At 43.8% G+C, this 23,763-nt stretch carries 19 protein-coding genes; 6 read left to right on the forward strand and 13 right to left on the reverse strand.

All coding sequences use genetic code 11. The features are described from left to right. Positions 1-205: 205 nt before the first annotated feature. From JSY38_RS04990 to JSY38_RS05020, 7 genes are all read right to left on the reverse strand, one after another. Positions 206-1,207, reverse strand: coding sequence for an SEL1-like repeat protein (locus JSY38_RS04990; RefSeq protein WP_205115630.1), 1,002 nt, complete (start codon positions 1,205-1,207; stop codon positions 206-208). Beyond that, positions 1,204-4,878, reverse strand: coding sequence for a LysM peptidoglycan-binding domain-containing protein (locus JSY38_RS04995; protein ID WP_205115631.1), 3,675 nt, complete (start codon positions 4,876-4,878; stop codon positions 1,204-1,206). Before JSY38_RS04995 ends, JSY38_RS04990 begins: the two co-directional genes overlap by 4 nt. Beyond that, positions 4,875-5,399 carry a DUF4123 domain-containing protein gene (locus tag JSY38_RS05000; RefSeq protein WP_205115632.1) on the reverse strand — a complete coding sequence of 175 codons (525 nt, stop codon included), beginning with the start codon at positions 5,397-5,399 and terminating at the stop codon, positions 4,875-4,877. The genes JSY38_RS04995 and JSY38_RS05000 overlap by 4 nt, the downstream gene beginning before the upstream one ends. A 1-nt stretch (position 5,400) precedes the next feature. Next, entirely contained in the window at positions 5,401-7,506 is a 2,106-nt protein-coding gene (locus tag JSY38_RS05005) for a type VI secretion system Vgr family protein (RefSeq protein ID WP_205115633.1), read from the reverse strand. Between the two features lie 194 nt (positions 7,507-7,700). Beyond that, complete coding sequence (locus JSY38_RS05010) at positions 7,701-8,219, reverse strand: Hcp family type VI secretion system effector (RefSeq protein ID WP_205115634.1); 519 nt, start codon at positions 8,217-8,219, stop codon at positions 7,701-7,703. Positions 8,220-8,494: 275 nt separating this feature from the next. Continuing rightward, positions 8,495-10,096 carry an isocitrate lyase gene (locus tag JSY38_RS05015; RefSeq protein WP_114410717.1) on the reverse strand — a complete coding sequence of 534 codons (1,602 nt, stop codon included), beginning with the start codon at positions 10,094-10,096 and terminating at the stop codon, positions 8,495-8,497. Between the two features lie 49 nt (positions 10,097-10,145). Further along, complete coding sequence (locus JSY38_RS05020) at positions 10,146-12,332, reverse strand: malate synthase G (RefSeq protein ID WP_205115635.1); 2,187 nt, start codon at positions 12,330-12,332, stop codon at positions 10,146-10,148. 143 nt (positions 12,333-12,475) lie between these two features. Here JSY38_RS05020 and JSY38_RS05025 point away from each other — a divergent pair, with 143 nt between their 5' ends. After that, positions 12,476-14,002, forward strand: coding sequence for a DUF3612 domain-containing protein (locus JSY38_RS05025; protein ID WP_114410715.1), 1,527 nt, complete (start codon positions 12,476-12,478; stop codon positions 14,000-14,002). A gap of 98 nt (positions 14,003-14,100) precedes the next feature. On the opposite strand, the gene JSY38_RS05030 is transcribed toward JSY38_RS05025, so the two are convergent. After that, on the reverse strand, positions 14,101-14,766 hold the full coding sequence (locus tag JSY38_RS05030) for an NAD(P)H-dependent oxidoreductase (protein WP_114410714.1): 666 nt from the start codon (positions 14,764-14,766) through the stop codon (positions 14,101-14,103). A gap of 154 nt (positions 14,767-14,920) precedes the next feature. On the opposite strand from JSY38_RS05030, the gene JSY38_RS05035 reads away from it, so the two are divergent. Next, positions 14,921-15,460, forward strand: coding sequence for a TetR/AcrR family transcriptional regulator (locus JSY38_RS05035; RefSeq protein WP_114410713.1), 540 nt, complete (start codon positions 14,921-14,923; stop codon positions 15,458-15,460). A gap of 163 nt (positions 15,461-15,623) precedes the next feature. Here JSY38_RS05035 and JSY38_RS05040 read toward each other — a convergent pair whose 3' ends face one another. Both JSY38_RS05040 and JSY38_RS05045 read right to left on the reverse strand, forming a co-directional pair. Further along, positions 15,624-15,848, reverse strand: a complete 225-nt coding sequence (locus JSY38_RS05040) for a DeoR family transcriptional regulator (protein WP_205115637.1) — start codon at positions 15,846-15,848, stop codon at positions 15,624-15,626. Between the two features lie 17 nt (positions 15,849-15,865). Beyond that, positions 15,866-17,032, reverse strand: a complete 1,167-nt coding sequence (locus JSY38_RS05045; RefSeq protein WP_205115639.1) for an MFS transporter — start codon at positions 17,030-17,032, stop codon at positions 15,866-15,868. 131 nt (positions 17,033-17,163) lie between these two features. Here JSY38_RS05045 and JSY38_RS05050 point away from each other — a divergent pair, with 131 nt between their 5' ends. After that, positions 17,164-18,108 carry an AraC family transcriptional regulator gene (locus JSY38_RS05050; protein ID WP_205115642.1) on the forward strand — a complete coding sequence of 315 codons (945 nt, stop codon included), beginning with the start codon at positions 17,164-17,166 and terminating at the stop codon, positions 18,106-18,108. A 221-nt stretch (positions 18,109-18,329) separates the two neighbouring features. After that, positions 18,330-19,541: a phosphoribosyltransferase family protein gene (locus JSY38_RS05055; RefSeq protein WP_114410709.1), complete on the forward strand. Its 1,212-nt coding sequence runs from the start codon at positions 18,330-18,332 to the stop codon at positions 19,539-19,541. A gap of 89 nt (positions 19,542-19,630) precedes the next feature. Here the strand turns inward: JSY38_RS05055 and JSY38_RS05060 are convergent, their stop codons facing one another. After that, the gene (locus tag JSY38_RS05060) at positions 19,631-20,521 is read right to left on the reverse strand and encodes a LysR family transcriptional regulator (RefSeq protein ID WP_205115644.1); all 891 of its coding nucleotides are present in this window, start codon (positions 20,519-20,521) and stop codon (positions 19,631-19,633) included. A 99-nt stretch (positions 20,522-20,620) separates the two neighbouring features. On the opposite strand from JSY38_RS05060, the gene JSY38_RS05065 reads away from it, so the two are divergent. Beyond that, positions 20,621-21,595: an NAD-dependent epimerase/dehydratase family protein gene (locus JSY38_RS05065; protein WP_205115646.1), complete on the forward strand. Its 975-nt coding sequence runs from the start codon at positions 20,621-20,623 to the stop codon at positions 21,593-21,595. A gap of 87 nt (positions 21,596-21,682) precedes the next feature. Here JSY38_RS05065 and JSY38_RS05070 read toward each other — a convergent pair whose 3' ends face one another. Continuing rightward, positions 21,683-22,267 carry a hypothetical protein gene (locus JSY38_RS05070; protein WP_205115647.1) on the reverse strand — a complete coding sequence of 195 codons (585 nt, stop codon included), beginning with the start codon at positions 22,265-22,267 and terminating at the stop codon, positions 21,683-21,685. A gap of 135 nt (positions 22,268-22,402) precedes the next feature. Continuing rightward, on the reverse strand, positions 22,403-22,666 hold the full coding sequence (locus JSY38_RS05075; RefSeq protein WP_205115648.1) for a DksA/TraR family C4-type zinc finger protein: 264 nt from the start codon (positions 22,664-22,666) through the stop codon (positions 22,403-22,405). A gap of 318 nt (positions 22,667-22,984) precedes the next feature. Here JSY38_RS05075 and JSY38_RS05080 point away from each other — a divergent pair, with 318 nt between their 5' ends. Beyond that, positions 22,985-23,569, forward strand: a complete 585-nt coding sequence (locus JSY38_RS05080) for a HupE/UreJ family protein (RefSeq protein ID WP_205115649.1) — start codon at positions 22,985-22,987, stop codon at positions 23,567-23,569. Positions 23,570-23,763 lie beyond the last annotated feature (194 nt).

A 23,763-nucleotide genomic window follows, 5' to 3' on the forward strand; every position in this document is an offset into this window, starting at 1 on the left:
TAATAAAATAACGAGCATCACTGTTGCCTTACCAGCCCACCTACATAATCAATAAAGCAACTCTGCTCATCGGTAAGCGTGTGGCAAACCACACGCTTACATTACTAATAATATGCAGCTTAACCATTTTGACATTTTTTCACACTACAAATGAACAGATTAGCTGTGGCTCAGCCTTACTAAAAAGGAAAATCTCTCTAATAAATCACCGTGCAACAAGCTCACCTACAGTCGAATCATCTATGAACATGTTTATAGAAAGATCTTTGGTAAATTCTTTTGCTTTAGATTCAACCTCTCTCACCTCATCATCTGATAAAACGCTCATATAAACCTCTTCACCTTTATTATTGATTACCCTTTGATTAATAAAATATGCCCTATCGCTTTCACCAAAATATTTTCCAATCAACGAATAATAATAAGCTCGCTTATAATTTTGTCTCATTCGATTGGACATTTTTTGAATATCAGCCTCAGTTTCTACCTCCGATACTTGTCTTGAAAAATAATAATAGAGAGAAAATGCCCCCGAAGCATAACCAAGGGATAGCGCCTGTTTTGCTAGTTGAAGACCGTCATCAGTGTTAGAGTCTCTAATATAGTGTAAATCCATCATGGCAGGCGCATAACCTTTCTGCGCTTCGTAATCTAGTAATTCAATATTTTTTTCCATCTCAATTGGTATGTACATGTTATAACTAGCTGCTTTATAACCACCAGCTTTAACAGCTTCTTCCACCAATTCACCGTATTTTTTCTGCTTCAAAATTGGCACATATGCCCACCACGGCTTTTCACCCCAGCGCAGTAACGCATACATGGCTTTTCCATCGCCTTGATTAGCTCTTTTTTTCCATTCAGCAATGGCTTTATCCATCCAACCTTCATCGCATGGCCAACCTAAATAATCGCAGATTTTATTATAACTTGGCACCATTAGATGCATCGCCCAAGGATTTCCAGCCTCTGCCGCTTGAAGAAGCGTGGAAGCCGCTTCATATTGTTCACCGGTTTGAAACTGACTGACCCCTAACCAAAACAGCGCTCTGGCATCGCCTTGTTTTGCCAGTGGCTCAAATACAAGTAGAGCTTCCTTGTATTTTTGCTGATTAAATAAATCAACCCCTTCATCAACTGTTGCAGCAAAGCTTTCATACGATAATGCAATAAGACAACTTAAAAGATATTTAATTATTTTTTTCATTTTAAAGCACTCCAATCCCACTTCCAATCAAACTCCTTATACCCTTGTTGCCTCATCTGAATTGCATCATCTGAAGCTTGATAATCAGAAACCCTCAATAACTCAAAGTCAGCGGCAGTTATACGATTAATTTTTTGATATAAACGAGTCCGATTAGTTAATCTTTCTATATATTCGATGAACCCCCTATAATTCTCAGACGTTAACTGATCATATTTTTTACTCTTCAATTTCTCTCCCAATGTGTACTCATATTTATTTCTTACACCCAGAGCAAAAAAACGCCTCACCCTCAGCAGATTTTCTGCATATTTCTCCCATTTTTCACCTGGGTCTAAAGAGGTCGGATCTTTCAGGTACATCCGCTGCACAGCATTTTCAAAGCGATCCAGTTGCTCTGTTTTAGGGATTGTCGATTCAGCTCCCAGCCATTTAAAAATCTGTAGTATGGCATTACTCTGTGCGGCGTTTTGCTCTGCCAGTGAATTCGCTTCTTGTTCAGATGCCCAGTTATACCAATGGTCAGGAATATCATGATAATGCGTCAGTACCGTTAACAGTTTCGATAATGTTTCCGGCAGTGCGTTTTTGATCCATAAAGCGTTTTTGTCGGCATAGTCTTTGTTGTTGATGAAGTTTGCCACAAACCCAGCGTTCTTTTCTTCCTGCGCTCGCGATTCCATTTCACGAATCAGCTTAAACGGCAACATCGTGACGACCCCTACCCCTAAACCATATGAGATAGCTACCGTCATCACGGTATTTAATGCTTTAAATGTTTCATCGTCTCGGCCTTCTTCATCAAAAAAAGCAAACCGCTTAAAGCTATTGCTGTTGGTAATTGACAATAACAGGCTCAAAAAGGCCTCAATGTTCTGCGGATTCAGTTCGGCTGAGATTTTCCCACCACAACCAATCCCTTTGGTGACTCCAGCATTAAAAATGACAATAAACCGACTACCGTTGAACGTCAGAGTAAAGGAGCATTCTGCACCAATACCCAAGGTTCCACGCACGCCGCCGCCCACTTTAAATAAATTCAAAAAAGGGTGATTCGGATTCAGGTTCAAGTTCAAGTTTTTGGCATCTGTCGCGGTCGGCTTCCAATTAAACGCACAATTCACCGAACCTCCGACCTCTAACCCTGCAAACGCTTTGCCTTCAACCTTGGCAGGTTCATCTCCCGCAGAAAAGTTAGCAAAACCCGAACTTGTCGGTGTGGTTCCCCGCACCCCGAACAAACCGTTGGCTGTATTGCCAACATCCAGTTCTGTCGAAAGGTTCAGGCTTGCCGCTATCGAACCGTAAACAGCGCCAGTTATGAGCACCTGAAAAGAGCCAATATTACGTTCTTGCTTGGTCTCCGGCAGTGCATTGTTACTGGCATCCATACCGCCATGTATATATGGCAACTTAAGTGACATTTCTTTTTTCGGCAATGTCAGCGTCATATTGCTTTGTCCGGCCGCCGCATTTAGCCCCATTTTCAGCTCATATTTGCCGTCAGTTTTGCTGTTCCCCGTAATAAGCTCTTCCTTTGATGAGGCAGAACCCTGACCAGACCAGACAAACCTCATAAACTGCGCCGATGCACTCAAGTCCGCACTGCCTTCCACACCAAACAGATTGACGTCTTCTTTAAACCATGGGAAACAAGCCACATCATCAACATCGGCCAGTTTTTTACCTCCGGACCAAGTCAAAACAGTGCCGTACTTGGCCTCTAAGCTCGCATCAAGCTTTTTCATATCAACAAATGAAGAGGTATCGCCTTTCATATTGCCATCACCAGTCGCACCTCCGATCGGAGAAAACTGATAACCCACCACACAATTTTTATGCTGAGATAGCTTGTCACTCAGAACAGCATGATTGGAACGAATATACAGGCGTTTATTTGGCTCACTGGCTAATGCACATTCAACAATATGGCATTGCGCACTACTGTTAGTCGCATACAACTGGTTAGTTAGATCTTCCGGCTGATAGTCATGCTCATCCCAGATGAGCTGCATTGGCTGCTGCTCTAAAACTTGGCCAGCAAATTTGGCCCCCTCTACCCTATAGTAAAGAGGCAATGAGTTACTCTTCTGCTGTTCTGCTTTTTCTCTCAAGGAATCAATACGAGCCTGGCATTGATGTGCATAGGGCAACATATCGCTCACCTGTGCCACATACTCTTGGTTCTTACCGACCAAATCTTTGAAGTCCTTAATCCTTGTAGCCACTTCACGTACGATCAATAATTGCAATACATACGCTGGATAATACCCTAACGTATCAACTTTGAGTTTCGACAATACAGACTTCAGTTGACTTAAGGTTGAGGTTTGGTTTTCAAATTTTTCACGGATACGGTTAACCTCGGCTTTGCCGCTCAATAGCTGAGCTTCCGTCAGGCACTGCTCTTTTACCGCCACGGAAAGTAGATTCAACCCCACAATGTGTGACATCAGTGTCGGATAATCGACATTGTAGTGAATAAAGTCTCGTTTCAACCTATCAGTAGAATATCCTGTACGTCTCATATACCAATTAGCCGTACTCCTATCGGATAGACGTTTCACTATAATCTCGTGACTATGGCTTTTCCACAGGTTGTAGAATTCTTCAACCCGATCCAAATCGACAATCTCTGTATCAGATTTTAAATCCTTAATATCCGCAGGCACATCGATGCTGGCACGCTGGCGGTACTCGCGTACTGTATTCAGCAATTGAAATACAGCTGACCCCTTCGCTGAAGAGTAATAACCGAACTCGGAAAATTCATAGTTGAGTTCCCCTTGGGCAAGTTTGACGGACTTTGCGATTTTCTTGGCTTTTTTTTCATAATCTGCCACCTTGTCTTCAACATCCTCGAAGACATCATGAAGCAAGCCAATTAAAGCTCTGCGATACCGGTTTTTTAGATTAGTACGCGCGACTTTATTCTCTTCTGCCGCATTAGGCAGTTGCAGATAATTTTCTCCGTAGCGATTACGAAATATTCTTTCTAGAGTTTCTTCTTGCCTGTTGTGTAGCCGCTCTTTAATCTCTAATTTACGCTTTATACCGCTGACACCAATATCCCGGTTATCTTCAGGAAAGGTTAAGTTTTCCGGCTCAATTTCAACTTGCCTACTCAACAGAGCCTTTATAAACAAGGCCTCTCGATAATTATCTGCGTCCTTGCTATTTTCTTTGCTGTCATTCATTCGCAAAAACACTTCGTGAGACAAACTGTTAAAAGCATCAAGAACGCCTAATTTCCCCATCTCAGCGACACGAGAGACGTTGTCCGGCATTGCGACCGCTTTGGCGCAAACATCATGCTCTGCTTTTACTGCATCGACAGCTTCCTGAGCCAAAAAAAGAAACTTCTGCTCAGATTTTCCCCGTTCGCCAAGAATAGACGGAACATATAGCACATCAACCAAAGTTACGTTTTTGCTGCACTCAGACTGTGTAATCAGAGTATTCGGAAGTGTATTTTCAATTTCTTTGTCTTGAGATTCCCATTGAGCAGCAGCTGATTCTTCCGGCGTAATCAATTCATCACCGGTATAAATTAAGTTAATGTCTTTTATCTGCTCAGCATTAAGTTCCTGCAAGGTCGTAACGTCTGTATTGTACAACTTTGCTAATGAAGAGAGTGTCTCTCCCTTTTTAATCATATGAATTTGGGTCACGATAATAATTCCTCAGCTAATTCCTTGCTAATCATGAGTGGTGCTAGGGTCGGAGAATCAGACGGATTGGTTAGAGGCAATAGAGCTTCCGACCCCATTACCAATGGAGAAACCTTTAATTCACGGGCTAACCCACACAACGTAGATATTTGAGTCGAATCTAAATGCGGCAAAACGGCCATAAGAGATTTCGGTGAATAGAACCGAAACAGCAATAAACGTCCGTCTTCAGAGGTGATGGTAATATGCTGTTGCAGTGACTTGATCACCTCAGCTTGTGGCAAGGTTCTGTCAAATTCAAAACAGAGGCTGCTGCTTGCCCATCGCTTATCAGTTTGCCATTGCTGCCAAACAGCATCTTCTTCATGAAGCTTAATCCATAGCGGGCTATTGTCTATTTGCGCTTGCCACTGAGTGCCCAAATAGAGCTTGCCATATTCAATTTCGTGCTTGGCGCAAATCTGTGCGGCTTCGGTTACACGAATTGCGTCGACTACAAGATAATGTTGAGTGTCGTTCATGTTATACACCCCGAATACATGTACAGTCTGCTTTTGCGCAGGCTCCGTCAGCCTGCCTCTGGCAGAGCTCCATCATTGGTAAATCCAACTCAGCAACAGCAGGAAGAGTTGCCTTCATGCTCGGACTATGTGGAGCGAGTAATAGCTTCTCAGGTGCGACGGGCGAAACGATACCACCCGGCAACAATGGCAATAGTTCACTAAACCCACTACCCGATCCTGCACCACCTCCCGCGTTCAGGTTGATAGCGGCGCCGACCATATGAACACCACCACCGTCGATTTTCACAAAGCTGCCGCCCGCGGCGAGGGTAATTTCTGCGCCTGCTTCAATCACGGTTTTGTTACCGCTCTTGATGTGTATTTCTTCACCGGCTTCTAGCACTGAGATCTTACCGACCTTTTGCTGCAAGCTGCCGTCGATGGTGATTGTTTGGTCTTTGCCAATCTTGTGGCGACTTTCGCCATGGATGGAGAGGTGGTCGTTGTTGTTCAGTTGTGTAAAGCGATCGTTGTCGATTTGTCTGTGTTGGTCGTGGCCGATGTGGGTAATGCTGTCGTTGAGGACATCGGTTTCCATATCTTTTTGCGCATGGACATAGACTTTTTCGTTGTCTACTTGGTCTTCGAATGAGATCTCGTTGAAGCCTTCCCCTTGGTGGGTGTCGCTGCGCCAGACGGTTTTGGTTTTATTGTCCGGTAGAAGGTATGGCGGGGTGTTTTTGGCGTTGAACGTCCGTCCGGTAACAATCGGTTGGTCTGGGTCGCTGTTTAAAAAGCTAACAATGACTTCGCTGCCGATTCGTGGGATGGCCATCATGCCATGTTGATTGCTTGCCCAACCTTGGGAGACGCGCACCCAGCAGGAGCTGTGATCGTTGGCTTCGCTGTATCTATCCCATGGGAAGTGCAGTTTCACTCGACCGTATTCGTCACAGAAGATCTCCTCACCCTCTGGGCCAACAACCGTGGCCATCATAGGGCCATCGACACTGGGCTTGGGTTGCGGTGTCGCTTGCCAGTTGGTGGTAGCAGGTATGAAGGTAAAGCAATTGTTGTAGGTGGTGCTGCCCGATTGGCCTTCTTCTTCCAAGACTTGCGGTTGGGTGCCGTGGTGTTCGACAGAGACCGGCAGCCACTCTTGGTTGATGGTGTCTTCGTTGTGCCCTTCGATGGTGATTTTCATGCCCGCTTGAATGCCTGCATGGTTGCTTTTTCCCATTAGGGTGCGAGCACTGCGGCGTAGGTATTCCAAGCGAATACGAGAAAAGGCTTTGCCGGTCACATCGTCCTTGAAGCGCCCTGGCGCATCGAAGTGTTCGTAATTGGGCAGCTGGTAATCCATGTTCTCGCCATCTTGCTGTTGCAAGAAACGGTAATCGGGCTTTTTGAAGCTGTAGTCTTTCAGCGTGCTTTGGCTTGGTAAGCTTTGAGTGTGGTGCGTTAACGTCGAGATATAAAGATCGTCTGAGCCACCACCGGCCAAGACGTTGTACGGTATGTTCGTTGGGTACTTAGGTAAAAACTGGCTTTGATCCGCAAAGTGCAGAAGGTGTTTGCCTTCTTCGTGGGTGAAGTAATAGACCCAGCCTTCTTCGGCTGCTAGTCGGTGTAAAAAGTCTAAGTCGGTCTCACGGTATTGAACACAAAACTCGCGCTCTAGGGGCGTTCTTTGAGTGGTAAAAAGGTGCTCCGTGATGCCCATCTCATCCAGTAGTTGGGTGATGATGGCTTGGGCGGTTTGCTTTTGGAAGATACGGCTGTTGTGACGTAAAGACAAACGTTCTAAGGCGGGAACGAGGGTTAAACCGTAGTAGGTAAAATTATGACCGGTGTCGCCTTTTTCAAACTGACGCACAATGCCGTGCACTCGCTGAACCAGCTCGCCATTGCGGAACAGGCGTAGCTCGGCGTTTTTATCGACGATGGTATCAGCAGACAGATCCGATTGACGGCTGGCAAGAGACAATTGATAACGGAAGCCATAACAAGGCGCACCGTCTTTTAGCAGAGAATCGGAGATCGATTCATGCCCTTGATATTCTCGAACGACGAGGGTGTTTTCTTCCAATCCGTCGAGTGCCAATGTAAACGTCAATGTAGCCATACCAGTTTCCTTTGTTATGACGGTCTATCCAATTCGTAGAATACAAGTCGTAAAACCCAAATCTTAAACAGTCCATTATTCACGTTCGGAACAGATCATCTACCCCGAAGACAGTGATAATTGCGCAAGAATTGTGAACCATTAATACGCAAAAAGGCCGCCTGAGTGAACAGGCGGCCCGTACCAATACCCGCTTACGCTTCGATTGGTTTACTCCAGTCATCAGAACCTGATGTACCAGAGTTGATGTGATCCCAATTGATCTTGCGGTAAGCCAAAGATACTGTCACGTTTTGTGTGAAGTTGCCCATTGCTGGATCTTGGCAGTGTGGCATTTCGCACTGAATGTCTACGATTACCGCGCCTTCCAAAGAAGTCACGAAGAAGTTTTCTTGCTTGCCTTCCGCTGACGTGCGGTACCATTTCAATTCCACTTTTGGCAATTTTTCGCCAGAAGACAAGGCGTTGTAAAGCAATGGAACCGCTTTGTTCAAGGCTACGGTGAATTTGAATGGCTTGTGAACGCGCTGACCTGATGGGTTGCCAGACTGTGGGTTCGTTGGAACCGTCACGTTGTGGTCAAACTTTTGAACCAGCATTTCGTCGTCATGGCCTTCCAAGCCCACGTCACCGATAGAATCGACAGACATAGCACCCGCTGTGATAAGACCCTGAGATTCACCTTCGAGAGAGATAAAACATGGCGTTGGCATAATAACATTCCTTATTTATAAAATAGTAAAAACGTGTTTTTGAACACTCCATCCAGAATAGCAATATAGATGCCAAACAAAAATAGCCAATATTTTCATAAACTTAGCAAAAACCAAAACCACCAACGAGCAAGACTTTGCTTAGGCTTGGGCAAAAAACCGCTCGGCGAGCAATAGTTTGCTAGATGAAGAACAAGCCCCTCTAATAAAAAGACCAGCAGGGGGAAGACTGCTGGTCTTTGTTATCAATACACTCTGACGCTTATTTCATTTCATCAGACTGCAAATTGATTCATGGTGTTATCTTTACCAGACGCTTTTAGCGCTTGCTCACCAGAGAAGTACTCTTTGTGATCATCACCTATGTTAGAACCCGACATGTCTTGGTGCTTCACACAGGCCAAGCCTTGGCGAATTTCCTTGCGCTGTACTTCTCTCACATAACCCAACATACCTAATTCACCGAAGTAGTCTTTCGCCAAATTATCGGTAGACAAGGCCGCTGTGTGGTACGTCGGCAAGGTAATCAAATGATGGAAGATCCCTGCTTGCGCAGCGGCATCTTTCTGGAAGCGTCGAATACGCTCATCCGCTTCCTCGGCTAACATGCTGCCATCAAAATCTTGTGACATCAGTTTCTCTCGTTGGTATTGGCTAACATCTTTGCCTTCTTCCAGCCACGCATCAAACACCTGCTGACGGAAGTTCAATGTCCAGTTAAAAGATGGACTGTTGTTGTAAACTAATTTCGCGTTTGGCATAACGTCACGAATACGATTCACGATCGCGGCGATTTGCCCAATATGTGGTTTTTCGGTTTCGATCCATAATAGATCCGCGCCATTTTGCAAAGAGGTAATACAATCTAACACCACGCGGTCTTCACCCGTATTCGGTTTAAAGCGCACCAAGCCATTCGGCAAACGAGTGGGTTTGATTAATCGCTCGCCTAGTTTGATTGCCATATCGCCAGATTGCATTTGCGCAAGTGAGGTCACTTCCTCGCCATCAATGAAGGCATTGTATTGGTCGGCTAAATCACCAGGCGTTTGTGATACAGGAATTTTTTGAGTTAAACCCGCGCCCAAAGAATCCGTACGCGCTACGATCACACCATCGTCTACACCCAATTCCAAGAAGGCATAACGTACCGCATTAATTTTCGCTAAGAAATCTTCATGAGGAACCGTCACCTTGCCATCTTGGTGACCACATTGTTTTGCATCAGACACTTGGTTCTCGATCTGGATACAACAAGCGCCCGCTTCAATCATTTTCTTCGCTAACAAATAAGTCGCTTCTTCGTTACCAAAACCCGCATCAATATCCGCGATAATAGGCACTACATGGGTTTCAAAGTTATCAATTTTCTGCTGAGCGGCTTGTTCACGGACTTGATCACCCGCTTCTCTGGCGTCATCCATTTCTTTAAATATGTGCTGTAATTCACGGGCATCCGCTTGTTTCAAAAAGGTGTACAACTCTTCAATCAACGCTGGCACAGACGTTTTTTCATGCATAGATTGATCTGGCAATGGGCCAAACTCAGAACGCATGGCCGCGACCATCCAACCAGACAGGTACAAGTAACGGCTACGTGTGGTGCCAAAATGCTTCTTGATAGAAATCATTTTTTGTTGGCCAACAAAACCATGCCAGCACCCCAAAGACTGGGTGTAATTCGCTGGATCTTTGTCGTAGCTCGCCATGTCTTCACGCATGATTTTAGCTGTGTATTTGGCGATATCTAACCCCGTATTAAAACGGTTTTGCAATTGCATTCTCGCTACGAATTCAGGGTTCATCGCCGCCCAAGTTGGGCCTTGTTGATTGATCGTATTGCTCGCTTGCTGTGTTTTATTATTATAAGTTTGCATGGTTCTTCTCACTCTTTAGGTTGTTTAAGATAAATTTATTAATAGGTAATTAATTTGCTGCTTTCGCTTTAACTCGGTACGCGTGTAAAAGTGGCTCGGTATAACCATTTGCCTGAATCACGCCTTTAAAAATCAAATCTTGCGCTGCTTTAAAAGCGAAACTCTTGGTATTTAAGGCCATCGGGCGATACCCTTCTGTGGCTATATTTTGCTCATCCACCACCCGAGCCATGCGTTGCATCACCTCATCAATCTGCTCTTTACTGCACACACCATGAAGCAACCAGTTCGCTAAATGTTGGCTAGAAATCCGCAAGGTGGCACGGTCTTCCATCAAACCCACATTGTTAATGTCAGGCACTTTCGAACACCCCACGCCCGCTTCAACCCAACGCACTACATAACCCAATAACCCTTGAACGTTGTTTTCGATTTCTCGTTCAATCACTTGCTGCGACAAGGTCAAATTGCTTGGAATCGTCGGGATGGTTAGTAAATCTGTTAGGCTCGCTTTCGGACGATTTTTTAGTCGCTCCTGCACTTCAAACACATCCACTTGGTGATAATGCAATGCATGTAAAGTCGCCGCGGTTGGTGATGGCACCCAAGCCGTATTCGCGCCCGCTTTCGGATGGGCTACTTTCGCCGCCATCATCGCTGCCATTTCATCTGGCATAGCCCACATACCTTTGCCGATTTGTGCTTTGCCAGGCAAACCACACTGCAAGCCTATGTCGACGTTGCGATTCTCATAAGCCTGAATCCAAGGCTGAGTTTTAATCTGATCTTTTGGCAAGAAAGCGCCAGCTTGCATGCTGGTATGAATCTCGTCACCAGTTCGATCCAGAAACCCCGTATTGATGAAAAACACCCGAGATTTCGCCTGACGAATACACTCTTTCAAATTCAAGGTCGTACGGCGTTCTTCGTCCATAATGCCGATCTTGATGGTGTTTTCTGGTAAGCCAAGCATCTGCTCTACTCGAGCAAATAACTCACAACTAAATGCCACTTCCTCTGGGCCATGCATCTTGGGCTTGACGATATAAATACTGCCAGTTCGGCTATTGCTCATTTTTTTCTGCTGTTCGCCTGCTGTAGGCTGCAAATCTAATGCGGCAATCAAGCTTGTTACGACCGCATCAATAATGCCTTCAGGCACAAAGTTACCCAGTTCGTCTTGCATCAAGTCACATTCCATCAAGTGACCGACATTGCGAATCAACAGCAAAGAACGGCCATGTAAGCGGTATTCTTGATTGTCTAAGTCCGTAAAAATACGGTCTGGGTTCATGCGGCGCGTTTGCGTCTGCCTATCTTTTTCGAAGCTAGCTTCAAGCGTGCCTTGCATTAGGCCAAGCCAATTGCGGTACACGTCAATTTTGTCTTCCGCATCAACGGCCGCTACTGAGTCTTCGCAGTCCATAATGGTGCTTAGGGCTGACTCAATAAGAATGTCATTGATATTGGCTGGGTCTTTCACGCCGTTTTTGCCGTTACGATCAAACTGGATTTCTACGTGTAAGCCGTTATTTTTCAGTAATACGGCTTCTGGCTCACTACGCTGACCATTTACCGCCACCAGCTGGCAAGGTTGCTGTAAACCGGTTTGGCTTCCATCTTGGAAAAATGCCAATAAATGATGGTAATAAACCACGTAGCTGATCACGTCTTTGTGAGAACCTGATTCCAGCGGAAACACCTCGTCCAAAAAGTCTTTGGCTTTGGCAATCACCGCTTCGCCACGAACTGGGTTATAGGCTTTGCCTGTCGCTAGCTCGTCTGTTTTAGGAATCACATCCGTGCCGTAAAAAGCGTCGTACAAACTGCCCCAACGAGCATTGGCGGCATTCAGCGCAAAACGTGCGTTCTTGACTGGCACAACCAATTGAGGCCCTGCTAAGTGAGCAATTTCTTCATCAACATTCGCTGTGGTGATAGTGAAATCATCGCCCACTTTGACCAAGTAACCAATCTCACGTAAGAAGGCTTCATAGGCCTTTGTGTCCATGACTTGGCCTTTATGATCAAGGTGCCATTGATCAATTTGTTGTTGCATCTGGTCACGAGTCGCCAATAGTTGACGATTAATTGGTGATAGATCAGCAATCAGCAGCTCAAGGTCGCGCCAAAATTTGGTTGGTTCGATAGCGTGAAGTGGCAGCACTTCTTCATTGATGAAGTGGCAAAACCCTGGATGAATCACACTGTTATTTTTCGCTTGGGGCATATTCATCTCGCTTTCCTTCTTTTTCTTATCACTCTGATTCTTAGGGTTAGCAATTCGCTTGACCTCTCTTTCGATTGCTTGATTTATAGTCTATGCCCGTCTAAGCTAAAATTTCACAATAAGAATTACACAGTGTAAATTTTACAAAAATGAAAAATAAAAATAGCCTCAATCGCAAAGCCCATTTTTTGGGAACAAAAATCCGCAACCTGCGTAAACGCAACCGTTTAACGATGGAAGACCTGTCGGCACGGTGCATTAAAATAGACGCAGAATCGGCCCCATCAGTGTCTTATTTATCCATGATAGAAAGGGGAAAACGCATCCCCAGTGAAGACGTATTAGAAGTCATCGCGAGCGTTTTTCAGAAAGAAGTCGAATGGTTCCTAGATGATATTCCGGAAGAAGAGGCCATCACGCCTTCCAAAGGTTCCGGTGGTGGCATCGATGGCATGGCGTTAGAGCCAAACTTTTTGTTTTCCAAAGAAATACTGCAAATCGCCATTCCAGAGATGCTTTCCCAAACGGGCACCAGCGGTCGACAATTTGCCCATCTATTGATTCGCGCTCACCAAGAACACCATCAAAACCATTTCCCAGATTTAGAACGCGCGGCGGAAGAAGTGGGACTCAAACGTTTGCCATTAAGCCTTGATGAGATTGTTGCCATCACCAAGCAAATGGGCTTGCAGATTAAATGGTTTCGCAAGACGCCGTTAGCGGTATTACAAGAGATGGGCATCAGTGAAAGCCATGTGGTGACGTCTTTTTTTGATCCGCCAAGTACGATTTACATCAACCAAATCATGAAAGCCCAACCACAACGATTAAAATACAATCTCGCAGTGCATATTGGTCACACGGTATTGCACGACAAAGACGGCATGAAAAACGTCTTGGTCACAGGGCGAAATGAAATATCCCCATTGCAGGCTAAGTCATCAAAAATACAATCGTCTGGTATGGATGCTCAGGATATTTTGTACGCTTGGCGAGACTTCGAATGCAGCTTCTTTGCTGGGGCTTTGCTTTGCCCAAAAGTGCCCTTTCGACAAATGCTGGATCGCAACGGCTACGAAATTAATACCGCGCAACTGGCGGGTGTTTCAGAATCGGTCACCATGCGTCGTATGACAGCAGCGTCGCCTTATCCCCATTGGCATTATTTTGATGCTTACGCACCGGGTAAACTCAAAGCCGTGTATCGAGGTAATGGTATTCCCTTACCTTGGGGCAACATGAGCATGGTGGAAGATCCTTGTCAGCACTGGTCTGTATTTCGCAAAATCAGCGAACCTAGCACTGGCACATCCGCACAAATATCGATTCTTAATGTCGGCGACGAACCGCGAATTTACGCTTGTGAATCGATCAAAGTACAAGATCTTGCAGGCAACAATCACGTACTTTGCTCCGGCATCGATTTAAACCCAGCTATTGATGCCCAAGGCAAAGACGCCCTTTCAATTGCGGCAGATTTACGGGAAGCCTGCGTAACCAGAGGCGGTTCCTCACAGATTCCGAGAAGCATCAAAAAAGACCTGATGAGTGTGGCGAAGATTTTAAACATCAACTGGGTCGAACGAGGCATAGACAACGACGCGAGATTGATTTGCTCTCGTGGCGCCGTTTGCCCGAGGAAACCGAGTTGTTATCAACAATGTGAGGCGCGGTAGTCAGCTTGTTTGGGAAAAATATGGTGTTTACTCGTCCCTCTAACAACTTCATAAACACCATACTTTTAACTTTAAAAAGGTAACAACTTCACTATTAGCTAGGCTAACGATTTTTTCACCAAGAACTCTTCCTTAGCGTTTCTTTGTTTCCGGCTTGGGGCAATAAAACCTTCACCCAATTCTTTTGCAAACAACAACCCCTGCTTTCGATTGGGAACGTTAATTTCACCTTCTACATCATAAATTAAATGGCTCTCAACATCCGTTACGCCACTATACGAAAAAATTCCAAGGTCAATTTGAACCTTCATGGCTTCTTCATAATTATATTTTTCATACGTCGCTTTTTTTGAACCTCCCACTCCTAACAATAGCGTAGGGAGATTCGTAAGAAGGCCATTAAGATTTTCTTTGCCGCGGTCTTCAACGCTTTTACCATATTGGTATGCCCAACCAACGGTAAAAACTCGCTCAATCCATCCCTTCATCAATGCTGGCATGCTCCACCAATAAACAGGAAAAACAAACACAAGTTGATCTGCTTTTGCCACTCTGTGCTGCATCTCTGCGATCTCGGCTGGAAGCTCTCCTCCCCAGAAACAAGCATGATCCTCTTCAGTAAATCGGGGATCAAATCCTTCACGATGTAAGTCTAATATATCAATTGAATGGCCCGCGTTGATGATTGGCCCATGAAACGCATCCATAACAGCCGCTGGATATTTATCTCTAAATGGATGTGAAAAAATCGTCAATATGTTCATAAAGTCACCTCAAAAATAATGATAGAAAGTATCGAATTAGCGTCTTGTACTAGCACTAACTAAACGTTACTAAGAAAAATTTCGTTGTTATTAAGCAAAAGTAAAACTATCGTTCTACTTGAAATAGTAGAGAGATCGTTTTACATTGTCAAATATGAACAAAACACATGAGAAAATAGCAGCAGGGCTCGAACAAGCTTTTGCTAAAAATGGTTTTACCGAACTGGGTGTCGATGGGTTACGGGATGCTGCACAAGTTAGCTTGCGCACACTCTATAAATACTGCCCTTCAAAAGAAGCTATGATCATAATGGCACTAGAGTATCGTCATGCTCGTTATCTCAATCATCTCTTTACTGATTTATCGGCTAAAAGAGATGAAGTCCCATTCGAGATATTTTATAGAGTTAGTCAATGGATGCATGAGAATTCGTCAGAAGGATGTCTCTTCCATAACGCAGTTGTCTCATATCCAAATAGTGAGCCAATTCGGTCTATGTTAGAGCGTCATAAGAAGGAAGTAGCAGAACGGATGACAGAAGCAGCAGGCATTCCCACAATAAAAGCTCAGTTATTATTGTTACATGAAGGCATAGTGCAAAGCTGGCCAGTCCTAGGCGAGCAGGCAGCAACTAGCGCGAACATACTACTGGTTGCTATGTTGGAAAATCAAAAATACAGTATCGCCAAATAATTTTTTCTAAATAGTTATTAGAAGTCTGAGGCTCGATGGTCGATATTTTTAGAGGAAAATTAATATATTGAAGCCAAGCCTTGTGGTGTTTTGTTAGGCTTGGCTTTTATTTCTGTATCTTCATCACTCTTAAAATTTGACGGTGAATAAGAAAAAATAATAACTACTTTTCTTCTAGCTCCGAATACGCTTCTACAACAACAGCCCCAGCGTCAATACGTTTTAACAAACCCGCTTTTTCTAGATAAATCATGTCGTTGTAAATGATGTTATCCGACACATTAAATCGCTGCTTTAACGTCTCAGAGAATACTTTTCCATCCAATGCTAACAACAGCAGTATGGTTTGTTGTCGCTGAATGCTTTTCTTATTCTCGAAGCTCATCATCACGTCGCTCTTAGTTATTAACGTAAAGAAGTATTGCTGTAACGTCGTAATCGCTCAGTTGTCACTAATATAACGACAGAAAGAAAGACTAATATCACCGGCAATGACGCGAAAGTGAAGGCTGTTGCGGCACCACCTAGCACTGGCGGAACTATCATAATTCCTATATAAGCGGAGGCCATAGATAAGCCTATAATGGTTTGTGATGCAGCCGAGCCAAAACGTTTTGGGGTCATTTGAAGGGTATTAGGAAAGATAGGTGCGCAACCGAGTCCAATCAATATCAAGCCCATTTTTGCAAGTCCATCAAAGAACGGCAGAGCCAGTAATATACAACCCAATAATATAATGAACACGCCAGCTCTTATTAGAGCTTCTTCAGTAATTTTTTCAGCAATGACGCCACAGGCAAACCGCCCAGCCGTAATCCCCAAATAATACATAGCGACCCAGAACGCGGCATCGGCAGCCAAAACGTCTCTTTGTGTCGTGAGATAACTTGCCGCCCACAATCCAGTACTCATTTCTATTGAGCAATAGCAAAAGAACACCGCCATTTGCAATGGAACACCTTTTATTTTCAAGGCGGTCGCATTCGACACTAGCGCACCACCAGTGTCATTACTTTCTAAAGATTTAACAACAAACTTCTTCCACAGTGGCAAGGAGGAAAAGAGTAAAATAACGAGCAAAAATTGCACTACAGCGATTGTTACATAGCCATCACGCCAGCCTTCATTGAGAGTCAGGTAATTCGCCATTAATAGTGGACCTGCCGTCGCCCCCACGCCCCAGAATGAATGCAAGTAATTCATGTGTTTAGCTTTGTAATGCAAAGCCACGAAGTTGTTTAATGCAGCATCCACTGCACCCGCCCCAAGACCCAAAGGAATAGCCAAAAATACAAGCGCTAGAGCCACATTGGACATACTAAAACCAAGTAATGCGATGGCTGTCAGCAAAACACTGATTGCGACGACTTTTCCAATCCCAAAACAGTTAATTGCTTTTGTCACATAAAGACTAGAAAGAACGGTACCAGCACTAATAATGAGAGAAATGACACCCGCAAATTCCATCGAGGCATTTAAATCGTTTCTCATTACTGGCCACGATGACCCAAGTACAGCATCAGGTAATCCTAAACTGATAAAAGCGATGTAAATAATAAAAAGCAATAGCATGACAATCTTGACCTATATATGATTTTTTAAAACAATACTGCCTAATTGATTTTGAATATAGATATATACTTCCTTAAAATATAACGATTCTATCGAAACAACGTCACCAAACAACTTTACTAAGTGATGCCATGCAAATTTATAAAATTGAAACAGAAAAAAATGGCAAAGAACTGACTACTCATGGTAGCCATGACTTTCCCTGTGGATCTTATGACGAACGTTTTTCCCATTTTTTTGGTGGCGAAGTTCCATGGCATTGGCACGATGAAATTGAAGTCGTATTGGTTATCGAAGGGGCTACTAAAGTCGAATGTCTCAATACCAGTGACATTGTAAAAACTGGTGAAATGATCTTTATCAACGCGAACACCCTACACAAGCTGACGAACCATGGAACTGAAGATTGCCGTATACTCAATGTGGTATTCAGCCCGAAAATACTCGGGGGTGGCGATTTTGGGCTCATTTATAAAAAGCATGTACTTCCGGTTATTAATAACAAAGAACTCATGTTCTATAAATTTTCTACAGAAAAAGCCTGGCACCAACAAGTCATTCATGAGTTAGCGAGTGCTTTCAAGGTATGGGATGAGAAGCGCTCTGATCGCGAATTCTATATGAATATAGCCTTAATGAAATTTTGGCATATTTTCTGTACGAACCATCAAGACATCACCTCTTCAAAGAATGCTTCGAGAACGAATGAAAGAAGAGTACAAACGTTACTCAATTTTATTCATGGCCATTATGATGAACGCATTTCCATTGCCGATATCAGCCAAGCAGCAAGCATTAGTGAAAGTGAGTGCTATCGTATATTTCGTAATACGTTGGGCAGCTCTCCTAACAGCTACTTATTGAATTATCGGCTAAGACAATCAGCACTATTGTTAACCGAAACTAGCCGACAAATCGCCGATATTGCCTACGCAAGTGGATTCAACTGCTCCGCCTATTTTTCTAAAAAATTTAAACAAAGCTTTGATGTCGCCCCCATGCAGTTTCGTAAAAAATACAGCGTTACTTTGGACCACCCAATAGCTAACCACTTACCCGAAATGCAAATGGAATAATGTTTCTAGTAAAAAGGCACTTATTAGAGAGCGGACACAACTGAGAATCCCTATCATTACTGACGATAGAGTTAATTTTTCCCTTCGTTTTTGGCTAAAGAAAAAGTAAGGCTTCATTAGATCGACATAAAAATGCCTTTTTCCTCAATCAGCCCTATCGAAATACGCCCACAAGTATTAAAATCAGCGCAAATTCCCATACCCTTAGTTAAGGAAACCTCATGACTTTGTCGACCAGCCAGTCAACTAATGTCGTAGTTGTTAGTAACTCTTCTGATAATCCCTTTGCTATTGATGTTGCCTATGCAATGGGCCAGCACGAAGACATCGCTGATCTGATCAGTATGAAGCAATTCATGAACTCTGAATTTTGCCCTCGTTTTATTTCTGACGAAGCAGATTTCGAAAACATTGGCCGCAAACTTAAGGGTAAAGCTGTCATTATCGTCAGTACTGGCAGTCATGTAAAAAGCCGCCAAGAATTAGCCATGTCCAACCTAATTATCGCTCGCGCCGCAAAAGAAAATGGTGCTGATCGCGTTATCTTGGTTGAACCAGATTTATTCTACAGCGCACAAGACCGTGGCCCTCATCAAAGCCTAGGTGAAACCAGCTTCGAGCGTGACATCAACGATGTTAAGAAGTTTGACGGACAGCCGTTCACTGCGAAGCTTTATGCACAACTATTGAAGCTGTCTGGTGTGGATACGGTAATGACCATCCATAACCATTCTGATTCTGTGCAAAAGATCTTTAATGACGTCTTTGAAGGCGATTTCCATAACTTAATCCCTTATGAGATTTACGCTCATTACTTATTGAATTCAAACATTTTGAACTATGGCGAAGACGGTGAAGGTTTGGTGCTATGCGCACCAGACAAAGGCGCCCGCGACTTCGTTAAAGAAATGTTCAGAACACTGGGTCTTAGCAAAGCAAAATTCATCATGCTTGATAAAGATCGCACAGCTGAACGCAAAGTAGAAATCACGCTTCATAAAGAAAGCGAACATACTTTCGACGGTCTGGATGGTGCGAGCATTGTATTGTTCGACGACATGGTTCGCACAGGCTCTACTGTTGTGAAGTCATGCCAATTTTTACAGCAGATCAATCCTGAGCGTATGGTGTTTGCGGTATCGCATTTTTATGCCAGCGATGAAGGACGTGAGCGTATGGCGCATCCTGCGATCGGTGAAATTTTAACGCTAAACACCCTACCTACGATTTTGAACCGTGATGAGCAAGGCCGTCTACGTAAGAAAATGGTCGTACTAAAGGTAGAGAAATGGCTTGCTCAAGAGCTTTGCAACATTCTTGATTTGCCACAAACTCACGAGCCGAATCCTTACAAGATCGATATGTCTTCTAAAAACCCACGTTTTAAGCGCAAAATTTGGTTCAGCGAAGAGCTGTCTGAGTTAAAAAGCTAACATTCAATATAGCCCAACATGACAACATGTTGGGCTATATACTCCCCGCGTAAGACCTTCCATTGCTTCAAGCTAAGCTTTTTCCCTGACTAATCCACATAACCTAGCAAACCAGTAACAAGTTGATCAAAGACAGCTTTGCAAGCTGGGCTTTTTCTTAGATCCTCATGCATGGTCACCCAAGTATCCATTTCAAAACAAAAATCATCTGCTAATAAACGAACCAGGTTATCATCTTGCTTGGCTAAACCTTGCTGACAAATACCTATCCCCACACCAGCCCGAATTAGAGCGAGTTGCGCCACATTACTATCGGTGCGAAAACAGAAACTATCCTTCTCAACAGAAAAAGGTAATGTTTTGACTACTGCTCGGATGTAGTCAGTCAGCCGATCAAAACCAATTAAACGATGCTTTTCAAGATCCTCCAGTGTCATAGGCACACCATGCTTGTTTAAATAATTTTGATGGGCAAAAAAGCCAACTTCTATATTGCCAATACGTCGTGCGACTAATTGAGTTTGTGTCGGACGAAATAAGCGTATTGCAATATCGGCTTCTCGGTTGAGTAAATTTTGCACCTTATCAGACAAAACCAACTCGATCTCAACCTGCGGTAGTCGTTCCGCGATGTCAGCGAAAATGCTTGGTAGCACTTCGATGGCAATCACGTCACTGGTTGTGACTCGCACCGTGCCTTGAATACCGTCAAACTGCGAACTCGCTACACGCTCAATAGCTTCAGCAATACTTGCCATTTCACTTGCTGGCGCCAATAAAGCGTTTGCAGCTTCAGTAGGTGTTAATCCCCCCTGAGTGCGGACAAATAGCGTCATTTTCAATACTCGTTCTAACTCAGATATATGCCGTCCAATAGTAGGCTGAGTGGAACCAAGCGCACGTGCCGCAGCCGATAAGGACCCTTCCTGCATGACACTAAGAAATGACCTGTATAACTCCCATCCAATATTTTCATTCATACAAAAATGTATAGCCGCCCTATTATTTTCATCAATTTCATTCAACTAAAAGAATATCTAAGCTTGCTTCATCAATCTACTTAATTTTGGAGAAGTAAAATGAAGCAGTCATTAAAGCAAAACAAAGCCTTAATATTAGGCGCCACAGGAGGCATTGGCAGCGAAGTAGCAAATCAACTTAGCAATGCAGGCTGGTACATTAATGCACTCAAACGTCGTGCTCATACCATGCCGGAAAAGAAGAATATTACTTGGTTCGAAGGCGATGCACTCAATCAAACCGATGTGGAAGCCGCGGCTGAAGACTGTCAAATCATCCTCCATGGTGTTAATCCCGCAGGCTATAAAAACTGGGAGACCTTGGTTTTACCTATGTTAGATAACACTATTGCGGTTGCCAAAAAAACGGGCGCTTGTATTGTTCTGCCTGGCACTATCTATAACTATGGGCCCGATGCTTTTCCTGTACTTCATGAAACATCTCCACAAAACCCTACCACAAAAAAAGGTCGCATCAGGGTTGAAATGGAACGCCGTTTACAAGATTTTGCAAACTCAGAAGGGAAAGTTATCATAGTTCGAGCAGGGGATTTTTTTGGAGCAAGCTCTGCGAACAGCTGGTTTTCTCAAGGATTAATCAAGCCAAATCAAGCAATAAAAAACATCAGCAATCCATCTGAAATTAATGTTGGCCACCAATGGGCTTACTTACCAGATGTCGCTAAAGTCATGCTTAAATTAATTGAAACTCGTGACACATTAGACAGCTTTTCAACATTTCATATGAATGGTTTTTGGGATGAGGATGGAGTGCAAATGGCAAAATCCATTCGTCGAGTAGTAGAAAGAAACACGGGGAGAACGCCAAATATTTGCGCATTTCCTTGGTGGCAAATACGTTTTCTCACGCCATTCAATCAAACACTAAAAGAACTGATGGAAATGAAATACCTTTGGCAAAACACGATACGCATGGACAACAGTAAACTTATTCAACAATTAGGGTACGAGCCATTTACCCCAATAGACAAAGCACTAGAAAATACCTTAAAAGAACTCAATTGTCTGAATTAAAAAGTTAATGGTCTGCTACCTCTAAGTTAGCTAATAAAAATGCCGCGATCACGCGGCATTTTTGTTTCTTGTGTCCAAGAGTATTTCTTAAGCACGAAACGCCAGCAAGAGGATATCTGTGATTTTACGATCTATTTCTACTTGTGCTGTTTCAAAATCGGCTCTTTCTACCTTGTACAAGAAAGGCTGAACACCTCGCAGTTTCTTGATCGCTTGCGGATCTTCTGCCAGCAAGACGGCAACATAAGAAAAAGCATCATAGTAAGAAAAAGCCTGTTCTTTAAGCGCATTCAAGTAAGAGTCGACGGACTCTTCTCCAAACACTTGCTTAATCGCCGTAACAGCACCAAACACAGCAACACCTTCACACAAAGCAGGCGTTGTCGCACCGTCATAACCTACCGGATATTGGCCGCGCACCATCTCTTGAATAACATCAGCTAACAGCATGACATCATTACTGAATACTCTGGCTGGCATGTGGATCTTGTAACGATATGGTTCATCAGGGTGCGCAAATACTGCGCTTGGCTTGGCTATGTCATCCCACACTTCAAAGCCATCAAATTTGGCTTCTTCAACGGCTTCGCCAAAAAGAAACTCCACTGCTGGCAACCAAGCCGCACGTAACTTTTCTAATTTATTTACTTCTGTTGAGTAAGTGTCTACCACAACCTCATCCTTATTTATTCTGAAAGAAACGGAGCATTCGACCCATGGTTCAAGTGCCCTTTTAGATAGACGAAACCTTACCATATTGAAGGCATCCAAGCAGGGGAAATTCTCGTTAACAAATGAGATAAGTCATTATCTTAGCTGGCTGTCTTTACTGCCTGCGCGATTATACAAAACAGAACGACCTTGTTTCTCTTGCTCAGATTGGCACTGGATGCACAAACGCACACCTTGAATAGCTTTACGACGAGGTTCAGGGATCACCGCATCACATTCTTCACAATGAGTCAGACTCTCACCTTTTGGCATACTGTTTTTTGCACGCTCTACTTCAGAGTCGACCGTTGCGTCTATTTGATCTTGCACCGCACCATCTTGCGCCCAACCACCAGCCATAAACCAGCTCCTATTATTTTTATTTATTGCTCAGCAATGCCCCGCTACCATGGTGATAAACACGCCACCAACGGTTTTAGTTTCCAAGTTTTCTAATGAAAGCATTTCTCTAACCGAACAATGCCAAAAGTGTCGGTTAATTTATCACCATATTTCACGAAAAGCTGAATAATTCGCTAAGGAATACCAATAGGATTCAATTTACCCTCACTGTGGGTATGTTAGAATCCTCGCTTCCAGCCGCAAGAGCGGTGGTTTCGAGAAGACCGTTTGTAAGGTCTTATTCATACTTATATTTCTTTCTTTGGAGACGACACCATGCGTTTATCTACGCTTAAAATGGCATTAGCGGCACTTCTTGCTGCAATACCAGCTCTTGCATTCGCTCACCCTGGACATGAACATGCAACAAGCTTCATGACGGGTTTCATGCATCCTATGGGGGGCTTGGATCACTTATTGGCTATGTTGGCCATTGGTCTTTGGGCTGCTAGCCTTGGCGGTCGAGCTTTGTGGGCTGTACCAGCGGCTTTTGTTGGCACTATGTTAATTGGTGGCGGTTTAGCGGTCGCTGGCGTACAAGTACCTTTCATTGAGCAAGGTATTGTTTTATCCGTCATTCTAATGGGTGCATTGTTGATCGGTGCTGCACGTTTCTCTGTTGTCACTTGTGCCGGCATAGCAGGGTTGTTCGCGCTATTCCATGGTGCTGCTCATGGTTTAGAGATGCCTCTTAACGCTAATGGTGCAGAATATGCCTTAGGCTTTGCTGCTGCAACGGCGCTGTTGCATGTTGCTGGTATTGGTTTTGGTATGGCAGTTGCTCGCTTCCAAGCACCTATCGTAACTCGCATAACAGGTAGTCTAATTGCTATAGCTGGATTATTTTTAGCACTAGCGTAAAAGCTTACAGTGTTACTGAAGCCATGGTGTTTATCTCATATACCGTGGCTTTTTTTATGTTTTGACGTTATTTTTCTACTTCATCTATAGTGTCTATAAATCATTCAAAAAATTGTTACATTAATTCTTACATAATCACGTAACAGTGCCCCTAACTTACAAAAATAATAAATACCCTGTAAGAATTTATGTGT

This window comes from Marinomonas foliarum (assembly GCF_016906065.1).
Classification (GTDB): Bacteria; Pseudomonadota; Gammaproteobacteria; order Pseudomonadales; family Marinomonadaceae; genus Marinomonas; species Marinomonas foliarum.

Coding starts and splice junctions, on each gene's coding strand:
- JSY38_RS04990 (WP_205115630.1), bottom strand. CDS start 1,207: ATGAAAAAAATAATTAAATATCTTTTAAGTTGTCTTATTGCATTATCG.
- JSY38_RS05000 (WP_205115632.1), bottom strand. CDS start 5,399: ATGAACGACACTCAACATTATCTTGTAGTCGACGCAATTCGTGTAACC.
- JSY38_RS05005 (WP_205115633.1), bottom strand. CDS start 7,506: ATGGCTACATTGACGTTTACATTGGCACTCGACGGATTGGAAGAAAAC.
- JSY38_RS05010 (WP_205115634.1), bottom strand. CDS start 8,219: ATGCCAACGCCATGTTTTATCTCTCTCGAAGGTGAATCTCAGGGTCTT.
- JSY38_RS05015 (WP_114410717.1), bottom strand. CDS start 10,096: ATGCAAACTTATAATAATAAAACACAGCAAGCGAGCAATACGATCAAT.
- JSY38_RS05020 (WP_205115635.1), bottom strand. CDS start 12,332: ATGAATATGCCCCAAGCGAAAAATAACAGTGTGATTCATCCAGGGTTT.
- JSY38_RS05025 (WP_114410715.1), top strand. CDS start 12,476: ATGAAAAATAAAAATAGCCTCAATCGCAAAGCCCATTTTTTGGGAACA.
- JSY38_RS05030 (WP_114410714.1), bottom strand. CDS start 14,766: ATGAACATATTGACGATTTTTTCACATCCATTTAGAGATAAATATCCA.
- JSY38_RS05035 (WP_114410713.1), top strand. CDS start 14,921: ATGAACAAAACACATGAGAAAATAGCAGCAGGGCTCGAACAAGCTTTT.
- JSY38_RS05040 (WP_205115637.1), bottom strand. CDS start 15,848: ATGATGAGCTTCGAGAATAAGAAAAGCATTCAGCGACAACAAACCATA.
- JSY38_RS05045 (WP_205115639.1), bottom strand. CDS start 17,032: ATGCTATTGCTTTTTATTATTTACATCGCTTTTATCAGTTTAGGATTA.
- JSY38_RS05050 (WP_205115642.1), top strand. CDS start 17,164: ATGCAAATTTATAAAATTGAAACAGAAAAAAATGGCAAAGAACTGACT.
- JSY38_RS05055 (WP_114410709.1), top strand. CDS start 18,330: ATGACTTTGTCGACCAGCCAGTCAACTAATGTCGTAGTTGTTAGTAAC.
- JSY38_RS05060 (WP_205115644.1), bottom strand. CDS start 20,521: ATGAATGAAAATATTGGATGGGAGTTATACAGGTCATTTCTTAGTGTC.
- JSY38_RS05065 (WP_205115646.1), top strand. CDS start 20,621: ATGAAGCAGTCATTAAAGCAAAACAAAGCCTTAATATTAGGCGCCACA.
- JSY38_RS05075 (WP_205115648.1), bottom strand. CDS start 22,666: ATGGCTGGTGGTTGGGCGCAAGATGGTGCGGTGCAAGATCAAATAGAC.
- JSY38_RS05080 (WP_205115649.1), top strand. CDS start 22,985: ATGCGTTTATCTACGCTTAAAATGGCATTAGCGGCACTTCTTGCTGCA.